This window comes from Hymenobacter sp. DG25B (assembly GCF_000801315.1).
Lineage (GTDB): Bacteria > Bacteroidota > Bacteroidia > Cytophagales > Hymenobacteraceae > Hymenobacter.
Map to the genome: position 1 here is coordinate 42644 of NZ_CP010054.1, position 13446 is coordinate 56089.

Annotated in this window: 14 protein-coding genes; 9 read left to right on the forward strand and 5 right to left on the reverse strand. The window is 59.9% G+C overall.

All coding sequences use genetic code 11. The features are described from left to right. Positions 1-15: 15 nt before the first annotated feature. Positions 16-1464, reverse strand: a complete 1449-nt coding sequence (locus PK28_RS00190; RefSeq protein ID WP_052430498.1) for an aldehyde dehydrogenase family protein — start codon at positions 1462-1464, stop codon at positions 16-18. Between the two features lie 232 nt (positions 1465-1696). Here PK28_RS00190 and PK28_RS00195 point away from each other — a divergent pair, with 232 nt between their 5' ends. After that, positions 1697-2164, forward strand: a complete 468-nt coding sequence (locus PK28_RS00195) for a DinB family protein (RefSeq protein ID WP_071885028.1) — start codon at positions 1697-1699, stop codon at positions 2162-2164. A 117-nt stretch (positions 2165-2281) separates the two neighbouring features. Here the strand turns inward: PK28_RS00195 and PK28_RS00200 are convergent, their stop codons facing one another. Beyond that, the gene (locus PK28_RS00200) at positions 2282-2698 is read right to left on the reverse strand and encodes a hypothetical protein (RefSeq protein WP_044510216.1); all 417 of its coding nucleotides are present in this window, start codon (positions 2696-2698) and stop codon (positions 2282-2284) included. A 138-nt stretch (positions 2699-2836) separates the two neighbouring features. On the opposite strand from PK28_RS00200, the gene PK28_RS00205 reads away from it, so the two are divergent. Both PK28_RS00205 and PK28_RS00210 read left to right on the forward strand, forming a co-directional pair. Continuing rightward, a complete protein-coding gene (locus PK28_RS00205) occupies positions 2837-3688 on the forward strand; it encodes an AraC family transcriptional regulator (protein WP_044510218.1) in 852 nt (283 codons plus the stop codon). Positions 3689-3760: 72 nt separating this feature from the next. Further along, positions 3761-4834 (forward strand): hypothetical protein, encoded by a 1074-nt coding sequence (locus PK28_RS00210; RefSeq protein WP_044510221.1) that lies wholly within the window; start codon positions 3761-3763, stop codon positions 4832-4834. Positions 4835-4915: 81 nt separating this feature from the next. Here the strand turns inward: PK28_RS00210 and PK28_RS00215 are convergent, their stop codons facing one another. Next, the gene (locus PK28_RS00215) at positions 4916-5578 is read right to left on the reverse strand and encodes a T-complex 10 C-terminal domain-containing protein (protein WP_044510222.1); all 663 of its coding nucleotides are present in this window, start codon (positions 5576-5578) and stop codon (positions 4916-4918) included. A gap of 280 nt (positions 5579-5858) precedes the next feature. Here PK28_RS00215 and PK28_RS00220 point away from each other — a divergent pair, with 280 nt between their 5' ends. Beyond that, complete coding sequence (locus PK28_RS00220) at positions 5859-7196, forward strand: serine hydrolase domain-containing protein (protein WP_044510225.1); 1338 nt, start codon at positions 5859-5861, stop codon at positions 7194-7196. 63 nt (positions 7197-7259) lie between these two features. Here PK28_RS00220 and PK28_RS18705 read toward each other — a convergent pair whose 3' ends face one another. Continuing rightward, positions 7260-8357 (reverse strand): M23 family metallopeptidase, encoded by a 1098-nt coding sequence (locus tag PK28_RS18705; RefSeq protein WP_156126170.1) that lies wholly within the window; start codon positions 8355-8357, stop codon positions 7260-7262. Positions 8358-8497: 140 nt separating this feature from the next. On the opposite strand from PK28_RS18705, the gene PK28_RS00230 reads away from it, so the two are divergent. The 5 genes from PK28_RS00230 to rlmF all read left to right on the forward strand — a co-directional run bounded on the left by PK28_RS00230 (position 8498) and on the right by rlmF (position 12698). Further along, complete coding sequence (locus PK28_RS00230; protein ID WP_044510228.1) at positions 8498-9106, forward strand: pseudouridine synthase; 609 nt, start codon at positions 8498-8500, stop codon at positions 9104-9106. A 90-nt stretch (positions 9107-9196) separates the two neighbouring features. Then, on the forward strand, positions 9197-9466 hold the full coding sequence (locus PK28_RS00235; RefSeq protein ID WP_316931947.1) for an alkylphosphonate utilization protein: 270 nt from the start codon (positions 9197-9199) through the stop codon (positions 9464-9466). 290 nt (positions 9467-9756) lie between these two features. After that, positions 9757-10215, forward strand: coding sequence for a cold-shock protein (locus PK28_RS00240; protein WP_044510231.1), 459 nt, complete (start codon positions 9757-9759; stop codon positions 10213-10215). Between the two features lie 271 nt (positions 10216-10486). Next, positions 10487-11491 carry an MBL fold metallo-hydrolase gene (locus PK28_RS00245; RefSeq protein ID WP_044510233.1) on the forward strand — a complete coding sequence of 335 codons (1005 nt, stop codon included), beginning with the start codon at positions 10487-10489 and terminating at the stop codon, positions 11489-11491. A 217-nt stretch (positions 11492-11708) separates the two neighbouring features. Further along, positions 11709-12698: a 23S rRNA (adenine(1618)-N(6))-methyltransferase RlmF gene (rlmF, locus tag PK28_RS00250; RefSeq protein WP_044510236.1), complete on the forward strand. Its 990-nt coding sequence runs from the start codon at positions 11709-11711 to the stop codon at positions 12696-12698. A gap of 321 nt (positions 12699-13019) precedes the next feature. On the opposite strand, the gene PK28_RS00255 is transcribed toward rlmF, so the two are convergent. Further along, a complete protein-coding gene (locus PK28_RS00255) occupies positions 13020-13331 on the reverse strand; it encodes a hypothetical protein (RefSeq protein WP_044510238.1) in 312 nt (103 codons plus the stop codon). Positions 13332-13446 lie beyond the last annotated feature (115 nt).

Below are 13446 nucleotides of genomic sequence, written 5' to 3' on the forward strand. Positions count from 1 at the left end.
CTTCGCGCTACCGGGCTAGAAATACTTCAGCAGCATATCAATCAGGCCGCGCACTTTGGGGGTGTAGGGCGGGTACATCAGCTTGATGCCGGTGCGGCCCAGGCGCTGCTTCAGCACCCCTTTCTCATTGGAAAACGCCAGAAAGCCGAAGTGGCCGTGCGCTTTGCCGATGCCGCTGTTGCCGGCGCCACCAAACGGCAGCTCCGGGTGGGCCAGGTGCAGAATGGTTTCGTTGATGGCGGCGCCCCCGGCCGTAACATTCGCCAGCAGATATTGCTGGTTTTCGCGGCTGCGGCTGAAGATGTACTGGGCCAGCGGCTTGGGCCGGCTATTAATAAAATCGACGGCGCTTTGCAGGGAATTATAAGGCACCATGGGGAGCAGGGGCCCGAAGATTTCTTCCTGCATAATGCGGCTCTCGGGTGCTACGTGCGTGAGGACGGTAGGCTCGATGAAACACTGATCCGGGTTGATGCTGCCGCCCAGGGCAATGGTGGCACCAGACACCTGCGCCTCCTCCAGCAACCCGGCCAGACGGTCGAAATGGTGCCCGTTTACAATGCGCGCAAAGGAGGTGGACTCCTGTACACCGCCATTCCGGGGGTTATAGTACTGGTGAATAACGGTGCGCATTTCGGTGAGCAGCGCGTCCTGCACTTTCTCGTGCACCAGCACATAGTCGGGGGCCACGCAGGTTTGGCCGGCATTTACGCACTTGCCCCAAATCAGCTTTTCGGCGGCATCGCGCAGGTCGGCGGTTTCATCTACCACCACCGGCGACTTGCCGCCCAGCTCCAGGGTAATGCTGGTGAGGTGCTCGGCAGCGGCGCGCATTACTACTTTGCCTACCTGCGGGCTGCCGGTGAAGAATATATGGTCGAAGGGCAGCTTGAGCAGCGCGGTGGCTACGTCTTTGTCGCCTTCCACCAGGGCTACTTCACCGGGCTCAAACACCTCTTCTACCATGCGGCGCAGCAGGGCGGCCACGTGAGGCGTGAGCTCCGAGGGCTTAATGATGCAGCAGTTGCCGGCAGCCAGCGCCGAAATCAGCGGGTCTACGGCCAGGTAAAAGGGGTAATTCCAGGGTGAGATAATCAGGCAAACGCCGCGGGGCTCATACTGCACCCAGGAAGTGGTGCCCAGCAACGACAGGGGCGTTTTTACTTTGCGGGGCCGCATCCATTGCTTGAGGTGGGCCAGCGTGTGCTTTATCTCCCCCAGAGAAGGCCAGATTTCAGTGAGGTCGGTTTCGGCAGCGGGCTTGCGAAAATCAGCGAAATGTGCCTCCTGAATAGCCGTGCGGTTGGCGGTAATCCACCCGGCTAGCCGGCGCAGGCGCTGGCCGCGCTCAGCGGCAGTAGCACGGCGCAGTACCGGCTGGTGTTGGCGCTGCTGCTCAAATAAGGCCCGCAAAGTATCTACCCGGGGTGCCGCCGGAAGCGGAGAGGTTACGTTGGAAGCCATGCAGACTGCGAAAAGAGGAGGGTGAGTAGGTTTCTAAAGAAAGCGAAATGCGGCCCGGAAAGTTGCCCACTGGCTGGGTGGAAGCGGAAGGCTTTTTCCGGAAGTCGGAATAAAAATACGCCCTCCGGCCTATTTCCTTCTATTTTAATGGTACTGCGCCGGGAATATTAAGTAATTTCCGCCCTAACCCTATCCGCCGACGCTGCCCCTGCGGTACGCCTCGGTAACGCCCATGCCTATCTCCGCTACCCTCGCCCACGAAGCCGTATCCCGATTACAGGAAATGTTGGTGGTGCTTAATGCGCACCTGCGCTCCTTTTCGGAGGAAGAGATGGAGCTCCCGCTGGCCCCCGGCAAATGGTCGCGCAAGGAAATTCTGGGACACCTGATTGACTCCGCGTGCAATAATCACCGCCGGTTTGTGCTCTGCCAGACGGAGCCCGCGGCCTACCAGATGGTGCCCTACAACCAGGAAGAATGGGTGCAGTGCGGTGCTTACCGCCACGCTCCGGCCGCCGAGCTGCTGCAGCTCTGGACGCTGTATAACCAGCAGCTTACGCGCATCATCAGCCGCATTCCCAAGGAAAAGCTAAAGCACCGCGTCGATTTTGACAATGGCTATTCCGTAACGCTGGGCTGGCTGATAGAAGACTACAGCGTGCACCTGGAGCACCACGTGCGCCAGATAACGGAGGGGTAGGCACAAAAAAAGAACGGAGCTCCCCAGCTCCGTTCTTAGATTCCCACCCAACTTGTCTCCCACACTATAGAAAAGGTTACGGCCCCACCCATGGTACCGCACCCCACTATGTATGCACTATTGCCGCGCTACCGGCTGCCGCTCCTGTAGCCAGGTAAAAGCGCTCAGCTGACCGGGGGTCAGCAGGCGCGCCATGGCAGTTTCGTAGCGCTGCACAATCCGCAGCTCGCTTTGCTGACGCAGTTGGTTGCCCGCATCCGTGGTGTTGGGGACCACAGCTACCGGCGCCTGCGCCAGCGAGTCAAGCTGACGGAACTCTTCATACACGCACCGCCGAACGGCCACCTCCTGCCGGGCACTGAGCTGGAGGGCATACGCCAGGTATTTAGTAACCTGAGCAGCCCGCAACCGGAGTGAGACAGGCTCCGTTAGGGAACCCCCAACGACCAGTTGCTTTACCCCAGCTTCCGCAGCGCCGGTGAGCATCAAACCAACCAGCAACAAGAGCAACGAGCGGTTCAGGAGAGCTTTCATTCGGCACGGATGAAAAGTATACCCAAAGGTCCTGTTCTATAGCCCTGTACACCACTACCTTATTCACCACTTATGGTGCTCTGTTGACATGTTTCTTTATCTTAGAGGCTTATATCAGCCACTTTAGCACTAAATCCCGTGAAACTGCAATTTGAAAATATTCAATCCCCGGCCGACAGCTCCTTCACGCTGCTGCATTATACCGAGGTGCAGAACGGCGGTTTGCTCTGGCATCACCACCCGGAATACGAGCTGGTGTACATTCCCCAGGGTAACGGGCGGCGGCACATTGGGCAGCATATTTCGCGCTTTGAGCAGGGAGAGCTGGTGCTGATTGGGCCTAACCTGCCGCACCTCACCTTCAGCTACGGGCAGGAAGGCGCTTTTGAGGAGATAGTAGTGCAAATGCGGGCCGATTTTCTGGGGGAAGGCTTCTGGCAGCGGCCGGAAATGGCCGCGGTGCGGGAGCTGCTGGCCCGCTCGCACCAGGGCCTTTCCTTTGGGGGCGCTACCCGTACCAAAGTAGGTGCCATGCTGCGGCAGCTGCTGGAGGAGCCGCCCTTCCGGCGCCTACTCACGCTGCTGCAGCTGCTGCAGGAGCTGGCCCACTCCCCCGACTACACCGTGCTGGATGCCGACCACGATGGGCAGGCTCTGCACGGCAAGGAACAGCAGCGCCTGAGCCGGGTGTATCAATACCTGGAGCAGCACTATCGCCGCCCCTCGCTGGATGTGCGCGAGGTAGCCGATGTGGCCTATTTATCGGTGCCCGCCTTCTGCCGGTATTTCAAGAAGATGACGCGCCATACCCTAACCGATTTCCTGCAGGAATGCCGCGTAAACCACGCCTGCCGACTGCTGCTGGATGAGGTACCCGTGACGGAAGTGTGCTACGCCAGCGGCTTTAACAACGTGTCGCACTTCAACAAAACCTTCCGCAAGCATACCGGCCACAGCCCCAGCGAGTACCGGCGCCAGCACGCGGCGTAACGGCGGAACGGGTAGGCCGGCCACGGTGTTGCTTAGCCGCCCGCCGTATGCCGGTGTTAGGGCCGCCTCACTATGCTATCCGTTCTCCTGCTATTCTACCACCTATTGCTGGCGGCCCTGTTCCAGGCTGGCCCCGCACCGGCCCTGGTGCTGCAGCCCCAGCCCGTACCGTTTTTGCCCCGGGAGTTTTACCTGGCCGAAGTAGTTGATGCCCGGCCGAAAGACACTCCTTTAGCGCTCCTGCTTTCCACCGCCGGGGCAGCCGCCAAACCGGCCGCGCAGGAACTGCAGGGCGGCACGCTGCCCGCCCTCCGGGAATTTGTGCGCCGCAGCGTGCCCCGCAACCCGGCGCTCCGGCCGGTTACGCTGCGGGTGCAGGAGCTGCAGGTGCGCGAAACGCCGGGCCCCGGCGGCACCATTGATGGCAAAATAACCGTGCGGCTGGCTTTTGAATGGCCTCGCCAGGGCGAGCGGGTGCCCTTGGTAGAGTACAGGGGCGGAGCCCAATACCGCCGCCTGCCGGCTCAGCAGGCGGTGGTGGCGCCGGCTCTGCGCCAGGCCCTGGTATCGGGGCTGGTATATTTCCATACCTGGATAACGCAGCAGGCGCCCCGCAACCCGGACCTGGCTACGGCCATTGAGGTTCGGTTTCAGGATGATGTGCGGCAGACAGAGCCGGATACGTTGTTTTATGACCCTAACCGCCCGCTGGCGTGGACGGATTTTACCGGCCCGCCACGGGGCAAGGGGTTTGCTGCGGCCGTATTTCCCAGTTTTGCCTACCAGGGCCGGCCTTCCATGGCGCAGGGCAAGCTGCACCTGGACATGACCCTGAAAGTATTTGTGGTGCGCTCTTCGTCCTGGACCAGCACCCAAACGGCCGAGCCACTGCGCCACGAGCAGGGCCACTTTGACCTGGTGAAGCTGGTGGCCGAACGGTTCCGCCGCAAAGTGCAGCCCGACAGCCTCACCTTCGCTGATTATAACAGTATCATTCAGCTGCAATACCTGCGCTCCTACTGGGAGATGAACCGCGTGCAGGAGCAGTATGATGCCGAAACCCGCCACGGCCAGGACGAAGCCGCCCAGCAACGCTGGAACCAGCGCATTGATGCCGAGCTACGGGAATTCAAAGTCAAAAGCTGAGCTGCAGCCCACTGGCTTCAGCCCATAAAAAAGCCCGCTCCTGATAGGAAGCGGGCTTTTTTTATTCAGCCAAAAGCAGGGTTAGTCTTTTACTTTCCGCTCACCATCGTCAGCGTCTTTTTTCACTTTCACGCCGTTAGGGTACTCCACTTTCCGGTCGCCGTCTTTGTCGATTTTAACGGTGGTGCCGTTGGCGTATTTGATCTTGGTTTCGCCGTTGGCTTTCTGCTCATACTTCTCAATGGCGGGGCCTCTACGACGGGCCGGAGCAGCATTGCGCTCCTCCGTGGTGGTAGTGGTGGTTACGCTGTAAGGCGTGCCGGCGTAGTAGCGGGAGCGGTTGGTTTCGTAGGTCCGGTACTGTGTGGGGTTGGTTACAATGGTCCGTACTTCGCGGTCGGTTTCATCATTCACCAGGCGCTGCGCGGCGTAGCGGCCCGTGGTATCGGTGGCGTAGCGCGTGTTTATCTCATTCAGGCGGCGGCCGCGGGTATAGTAGGTTTTCTCGATGCGCGTGACCACTACCGTATCCGTCACGTTGAGGTCCTGGGCAATACGGTCGGCGAGGCTGGAGGCTTCGGTGCGGTAGGCGGCCGTGTCGTTATCCAGATTGTTGTCTCCTACTACCACGGCCGTATCGGCGGAGGGAGTGGTGGCGGCATCCATGGCCGCGGGTTTGTCCTGATTGCAGGAGGCCGCGGTAAACGCAACGGCCGCCGACAGGAAAAGAAGTGACTTGTTCATGAAGAGTTAGATCAGAGGGAGAGATATAGCCGGCTGGCTATACTGGGGCCTGATACGCGGGCCTTCCGGCGGAGGTTACGGTGGCGGGTTGCGGCTACTGCTGCCAGGGGCAGCCCGCGGGCCGGCCTGGAGGCGCTGCTTATCTGCTCGAATAAAACCTCTTTCCCGGCTTTTGCTGAGGGCGTTGGCGCGCATGCAACTTTCCGGCGCGGCAGCTACTCTGGCTATAAAATCGGTCTACCTCTTTCTATAAGTAAGCGCCAACTTCTACCCCCGTTCTATGATCCGCAAAACCTTTGCGCTCTTGGCATTGCCGCTCTTGCTGGCCGGCCACGCCCTGGCCCAGACCACTCTTAACAAGCCCAAGCTTGACAGCCTGCTCACGCTGCTGGAAACCCACCACAAAACGATGGGTGGCCTCACGCTGATGCAGAATGGCAAGGTGGTGTACAGCCGCAACATTGGCCTGGAGCAAACGGCTCCGGCAGCCGTGCCCGCCACCCCCGCCACGCGCTACCGGGTAGGCTCGGTTTCCAAGCTTCTCACAGCTACTATGGTGATGCAGCTGGTGGAAGAAGGCAAACTGAAGCTGGATGCGCCCATTGCCACCTGGTTTCCGCAGCTGCCCAACGCCCAGAAAATTACCGTGGACCAGCTGCTGCACCACCGCAGCGGCCTGCACAGCTTCACCAATGATGCGGCCTATGGGCAGTACATGACGCAGCCCAAAACGCAGGCCGAAATGCTGACCATTATGGCCGCCGCCCCGGCGGAGTTTGAGCCCGGCGCCAAATTCAATTACAGCAACACCAACTATGTGCTGCTGGGCTACCTGGTGGAGAAAGTCACCAAACAAACCTACGCCCAAGCCCTGCAAAAGCGCATTGCGAGCAAGCTGAAACTAAAAGACACCTACTACGGCGGCCCCATAGACGCCAAAAAGCACGAAGCCCGCTCGTTTATCTGGAACGGCAAGGCCTGGGAGCAGCAGCCCGAAACCGACATGAGCATTCCCGGGGGCGCCGGCGCCGTGGTTTCTACCACGCCCGATCTGGCGCGCATTCTGGAAGGAATCTACAGCGGCAAGCTGGTGAAGCCGGCTACTCTGCAGCAGATGCTGGATATGCAGGATGGCTACGGCCGGGGCCTGATGCTGGCCCCGTTTGATGGCCGCAAAAGCTACGGGCACTTTGGAAGCATTGACGGCTTCCGGGCGGCGCTTGTGCACTTCCCGGCTGAGAAGCTGACGGTAGCCTACACCGGCAATACCAATTATGATCTGAGTGAGTTGATGATTAGCGTACTATCCGTTGCCTTCAATAAACCCTACCGCCTGCCTGACTTCAGCACTACGGCTCCTACCCTCACGGCCGCCGAGCTGGCGCCCTACGTGGGCAACTATGCCAGCGCCCAGATGCCCCTGAAAATCACAGTGACTACCTCGGGCGGTATGCTCATGGCCCAGGCCACCGGCCAGAGTGCCTTCCCGCTCACGCCCAAATCTAAAACCCAGTTTGTGTACGATGCCGCCGGCCTGCAGCTGGACTTTGATGCCGCCAAGCAAGCGTTTACCCTGAAGCAGGGCGGCGGCAACTACCTGTTTATCCGGGAAAACTAAGCCACTAAACTCATAAGGAAGAGGCCGCTGCTCAGTAGAGCAGCGGCCTCTTCCTTATTCCGGCTACTTCCGCTCCTGCAAGACTATATCCCCACTGTCCACGGCGCCTTTGGCTACCGGGCGGCTGTGGCTGCCGCGCACCAGCCGGAACCTGCGGAAGTAGGTGGGCAGGCCTTCCACGTTCAGGTCCGGGCCGGTGCGCAGCTCATAGTGCAGGTGCGGGAAATAGGAGCTGCCCGAGGAGCCCACGTGGGCCAGCAGCTGGTCGGCGCGCACCTGGTCCCCTACTTTCACTTGCAGGCTGCCTTGGCGCAAGTGCCCCAGCAGGCTGAACTCGCCGTGGCCGTGGTCGATGACGAGGTAGTTACCGTAGAGCAGCAGCGGGTTTTTGCCCACCATGTCACGGGGGTTGAAGAAGTCCTGGCCGTTGTCGTTGTCGGGCTGCTGGGCGTAGGCGGCTACTATGCGGCCGGCGGCGGGGGCATGCACGGGCTGATCGAAGCCGAAGTAGTCGGTGTTCTTTTTGCCGGTGCCGGTGTTTTTCTCGCCATTTTCGTCCACCACCACAAAATCGTGGGCGTAGCGCATGAAGTTGCTGCGGATGCCGAACTGCTGGGCCACGGGGTGCTGAAAATCGAGGCGGCGGTGGTGGGCGTTTTCATCGTGCCCGTCCCAGATGAGCAGGCGGCCGCTTAAGGGAATTTTCAGGGCCGTTTGGGGCTGGTAGCGCTCCGGTTTCACCTCTATAGTCTGCGTCACCTCGGTGCGATTTGCCTTCTGGAACTCGAAGGTATAGCGCATACGGGCCACGTCTATATCAGCCGCAAACGTGTGAAAGGGGTTGAATACCAGCGTCGTTTGGCCGGGCGCAAATATGCGGTGCGACAAGCTGGTGACGCTGGGGCTGAAGCCATTGTTATCCACAAACTTGCGCACCACCAGCGCCCCGCTTTTATCATATATGAACACCTCTACTTTCTGCAGCCAGAGCGAATCGGGGCCGGCCTGCACGGCAAAATCGAAGTTGAGGTGGGAGCCGGCCCGCTCTTCCAGCAGCACGCGGCTGGGTGCCAGGCTGATGGTTACGGCCGCCGCGTCAGGGGGTGGTGAGGCAACCGGGGCCAGCAGCAGGCAAGAGGTCAGTAGAAACGAAGCGAGCATGAGCGGACAGGTGAAGCGGTGTTTCAGGCAGATGCCGGCCACGGTAAAACCGTTGCCTGCGGGCAGCCGGCGCGTTCAGCAATTCCCGGCGGCGCCGGTGGTATCTTTGCCTCCTGTTTAGCATTCATGCCTTTGCCTTCATGGAGGAACCCAGCACGCACCGCCACTTTATAGCGCACAAGCCCTACGGCTACCTCAGCCAGTTTCGCAGTCAGGCTTCCAGAGAGCAGAAAAAGAACTTCCTGGGCTCTTTGCACGATTTCCCCGAAGGTACCATGCCCATTGGCCGCCTGGACGAAGCCAGCGAGGGCCTGCTCCTGCTGACCACCGACGGCAAGGTAAGTGAGCGAATCCGGCGCAAGGACGTGGAGAAGGAATACTACGCGCAGGTAGATGGCCTGATAACCGACGAAGCTGTGCAGCAGCTGCAGCAGGGCGTGGAAATAGGCGTGGATGGCGAAAAGTACCTCACGCTGCCCTGCGCCGCCTTCCGCCTGGAAACGCCCCCGGACTTTGCCCCGCGCACCCGCAAAATCCGCGACGAGCGGCACGGCCCTACCAGCTGGGTGAGCATTACCGTAACCGAAGGCAAAAACCGGCAGGTGCGCAAAATGACGGCGGCCGTGGGTTTTGCTACCCTGCGCCTGGTGCGCGTGCGTATTGCCGGGCTGGTGCTGGGCAGCCTGCCGCTCGGCCAGGTACAGGAAGTTGCCGGGCTTTTAACCTCCGAAATGCAGGCCGACGAATAGTAGCGAAGGCTGGCTCCCCGCTTTCGAAAGAGGGGAACCCAGCGTCTAATTCTATATCTGCAACCTGGGTTAGCTATAAAATGCGGATATTTGCAGCAGCAAGACCCCGGCGAGGGCGGCCTTGCACTATCCTTCCCCTATTTCCCCTTCATGGACGTAAAAGACAGCAACGGTAATCTACTTAACGACGGCGACTCGGTGACGCTCATCAAAGACCTGAAAGTTCGGGGCTCGTCGCAGACGCTCAAGCGGGGCACGGTGGTGAAAAACATTCGCCTCACCGATGACCCGGAGGAAGTAGAAGGCAAAGCTGGTGGTTCCATGATGGTGTTGAAGGCGGCTTTCATTCGTAAAGCATAGCGCGGTTTCCGCGCAACCCCTCTCCGCTCCCGGTTACCGCGCCGGCCCCTGGTGGCCCGCAACTTTTTCGGAAACCTGGAAATATCCCCGGCCGTTGTTATTTTCAACTGCGGGCGGCCCGGCGGCGCTTACCTCGCCGGCCACCGGCCGGACAAACAACAAATATTCTCTTTTTCAGATACGCTGAACTTTCAGTTTTACGTATCTGTTTTCACTAGTCAACAATTCTGTGTTAGTTATGTGCAACTTTGCTGCACAGCACGGAAACATCACCTTATTTCACAACATATATGGGCAGGTCACAAGCAACTTTCGGCAAGAAGGAAAACGAGAAAAAACGCCAGAAAAAGAAACTGGATAAGGCCGAGCGCAAAGAAGAGCGCCAGGCCAACGCCGCGAATGGCAAAAATCTGGACGAGATGCTGGCATATGTTGACGAAAACGGCAACATCTCCGCTACTCCTCCGGACCCAACGCGGAAGAAGAAGGAAATTAAGACCGAGGACATCCAGCTGGGTGCCCGCAAGCAGGAAGAAGTAGACCCCGCCGATGCTATTCGCAAAGGGGTGGTTTCGTTCTTCAACGACTCCAAAGGCTACGGCTTCATTAAGGATCAGAAGTCCCAGGAGAGCATTTTTGTGCATGCCAACGGACTGGTGAACCAGATTAAGGAAGGCGACAAAGTGAGCTTTGAGGTGGAGATGGGCCAGAAAGGTCTCAACGCCGTTCGCGTGAAACTCGAAAGCTAGCCTATGGTCTAGCCATACCCTCTCGCATCTGCCGGATTGCCGCTTTCGGGCGGCAGCCTGCACGGTGCCTCTTTGCCACATTATAAAGTACCCTGCCCCAAACAGCTTGCAGCAAGAGGCGGCCACTCCCCGGAGCGGCCGCCTCTTCTTGTTTTTACCCCTTTGCTAAAATGCGGTAGACACGGTAGCGCGCTGCCAATTCAGAAAACACCCGCTCGGCTTCAAGCGTAGGGAATGGCTTGGCTGTTTCTCATTTTAATTTATTGACTCTATGCTTTCTAACCATGCTACCCGCGCAAATACTCCCGCGCTGCAGGCCGTAGTGCCCGGCGTTACGGGCTGGCGCAATGTGTTTGTGAACCTGTATTATGTGTGGCCCCAGGAGCAGGAGGCCACCGGCGCGCTCTGGGTGCTGGTAGATGCCGGCCTGCCTGCCTCCGCCGATAGCATCCGCCAGCACGCCGCGGAGCTTTTCGGTCCCGACTCGCCGCCCCAGGCTATTATTCTCACCCACGGCCACTTCGACCATGTGTATGCGCTGCCCTCGCTGCTGGAAACGTGGCCCGAGGTAACGGTATATGCCCACCCGCTGGAGCTGCCTTACCTCACCGGCCGCTCCTCCTACCCCGCCCCCGACCCCACCGTGGGCGGTGGTGGCATGTCGGCCATGTCGTTCCTCTATCCTAAAAAGCCCCTGAACCTGGGCGACCGGGTGCAGGCCTTGCCCGAGGATGGCTCCGTGCCTAGCCTGCCCGGCTGGCGCTGGGTGCATACGCCCGGCCATACCCCCGGCCACGTTTCCTTTTTCCGCGAAGCAGACCGCACCCTGCTGGCCGGCGACGCCTTTGTGACGGTAGCAGGAGAATCGGTGCTGGCCACCTGGAGCCAGAAGCAGGAGGTGCACGGCCCACCCGCCTATTTCACCCCCGACTGGGAACAGGCCCGCACCTCAGTAGAAACCCTGGCCCGCCTGAACCCCGAAGTAGCGGCCACCGGCCACGGCATTCCCATGTTTGGCGAGGAGCTGCGCCAGCAGCTGCGGGACCTGGCCGAGCACTTCCGGGAGAAGGCTGTGCCCGCGCACGGCCGCTACGTAAACCACCCGGCCACTGCCGATGAAACGGGCGTGCGCTCCGTACCGCCGCCCGTGATTAGCCCCTGGGTAACTACGGCCCTGGTAGCCGGGGCCGTGGGGGCCGCCGCGCTCCTGCTGCGCAACAAGCACAACAGCCGGCCGAAACCACGCATCAGAACTACCTATCCACCCAAGTCATAATCTCCCTACTAAAAGCGGCTGCAGCTCCCGGAGCTGCAGCCGCTTTTGCGCGTGGCCTATCGGGTGGGCGGCCGGGGTTGCGGGAACTCTGGGTACCTTTGAGCCGGTGCCCCGCCGCCGAGAGGCCTTTCGGCCTTTCCAGCGAAGACTGCCGGCGCCGCCCCACCTTCCCACATCAGCAACCCAGCGACGCTACCAGGCGCCTCTACCCTGCCCCATGAGCCAAGCACCCAAGGACCACTCCGCCGAGAAAGAAAACCTGCACCCGCGCAACCGTCACCGCAACCGCTACGATTTTCCGCAGCTCATTCAAAGCAACCCCGATCTGGCGGCCTTTGTAGCGGTTAATCAGTATCAGGACGAAAGCATTGACTTTGCCAACCCGGAAGCGGTAAAAGCGCTGAATAAGGCACTGTTGAAGCATTTCTACGGCATACAGCACTGGGATATTCCGGCCGGCTACCTCACGCCGCCCATCCCCGGCCGCGCCAACTACATTCACTACCTCGCTGACCTGCTCGGCTCCTCCAACGAGGGCGTGGTGCCTACCGGCAAAAGCATTCGGGTGCTGGATGTGGGCGTGGGCGCCAACTGCATTTACCCCATCATTGGGCACCGCGAGTACGGCTGGAAGTTTGTGGGCGCCGATGTGGACCCCGTGGCCGTGCGCATGGCCCGGCAGATTGTGGCCAGCAACCCTTCCCTCAGCGGGGCCGTGGAGCTACGCCAGCAATCCAGCCCCAACGATATTTTCGACGGCATCATCAAGCCCAACGAGGTGTTCGACCTGACCATGTGCAACCCGCCGTTTCATGGCTCGCAGGCCGAGGCCGAAGCGGCCACCAGGCGCAAGGAGCATAACCTGGGCACCGGCAAAAGCACGCCCCGGCCCGAGCCCAACTTCGGGGGCCAGTCGAACGAGCTGTGGTACCCGGGCGGCGAGGCTACTTTCCTGTGGCGCATGGCCGAAGACAGCGCCCGGTTCCGCACCAGGTGCTTCTGGTTTACCACGTTGGTATCAAAGAAAGAAACCCTTCCCGGCCTGTATAAGTCACTGAAAAAACTGGGAGCCGCCGAGGTGCGCACCATCACCATGGCACAGGGCCAGAAAATCAGCCGTATGGTTGCCTGGACGTATCTGGATGCCGAGCAGCAGCAGGCCTGGCGCGAAAAGCGCTGGGGTGCCAAGCCCACACCAACGGAGTAATCCTCCCCACCAAAGGCACGGATTTCCTATGCTTGGTGGGTTGAATATTCCCTGGCAAAAAGCAGCGTGCGAGGTGCAACAAAGAACGTATCCTGCTGAGCTTGTCGAAGCATCTCTACCGCTTCGCCTGTCATCCTGAGCAAGCGAAGGACCTTATCCGGCCAGAACGACCATCGTAACCACGACTCGTTTCGGCGGGATAAGGTCCTTCGCTTGCTCAGGCTGACAGGTAGGGTGGCAACATCCGCAGACGACACGCTTCGGCTACCGCCTCTGCATATCAGTCAAATTTCGACCGGCAGCCTGCATTCTCCACGCACGCTAGGCAGCGCTGGCATTTCCTTTCGTGGATTTCTTACTCACGCCTTCCAACGCGGCCAGGTTGTCTTCGGCCGCGGTGGCATCGGTAGCGGTATTCACTGGTTTGGCGGCATCCTTGCGGCGCTTGGCCAGGTAGCCCAAACCTAGTGCTACCAGGGCAGCGCCGCCAGCTACTTTCTGCGTCGTGCTCATTTTACCCCCGCCCTTGGTCAGTTTCTTGAGGGATTTGGTGGCCCCGCTCAGCAGGGACTTTTTCTTAGCCGCTTTGGGCGCAGCCTTCGTTTTGGCGTTGGTCTTGTTCTTCTTTTTCATGGCTTAGGGCGATAAAGAATAGTGAGTTTTTGATAGGAGCGGCAACCGCAAGAAGGTATCCGCAATTCAGCCACAGAAGGTTGCCGTGTTAGGAATTCTTACTCTGGTGAGGCCC